Source organism: Photobacterium sp. R1, assembly GCF_054600795.1.
The window spans coordinates 1-478 of the sequence record NZ_BAAHZP010000081.1; the positions used below are offsets into that span (position 1 = coordinate 1).

At 53.1% G+C, this 478-nt stretch carries 1 pseudogene; it reads right to left on the reverse strand.

The annotated features are described in order from the left end of the window. Positions 1-478 (reverse strand): annotated as a pseudogene (locus ACYP03_RS24045) (ArsJ-associated glyceraldehyde-3-phosphate dehydrogenase); the annotation flags it as partial.

A 478-nucleotide genomic window follows, 5' to 3' on the forward strand; every position in this document is an offset into this window, starting at 1 on the left:
CGCATTGGCCAGCGGGACACGCACGGCATGGCCGTTAATTTTGCCTTTCAGTTCCGGGAAGATCTCGACGATGGCCGAGGCCGATCCTGTGGTGGTCGGGATCAGGCTCATGCCGCAGGCACGGGCGCGGCGCAAATCTTTGTGCGGTGCATCCAGAATGGTTTGGGTATTGGTTAAATCGTGGATCGTGGTAAATGCAGACTGCTCGATACCCAGTTTTTCATGGATCACTTTGACCACAGGCGCAATACAGTTGGTGGTGCAGGACGCTGCCGTCACAATACGGTGCTGGGCAGGATTAAAGATATGATCGTTAACGCCTACCACAATATTGGCAATGCCTTCTTCTTTCACCGGTGCAGATACGACGACACGCTTCACACCCTGCGTCAGATATTGATTCAGATACTCGGTGTTGCGGTGTTTGCCTGTTGATTCAATCACCACGTCACAACCAGACCAGTCAACGGCATCGATC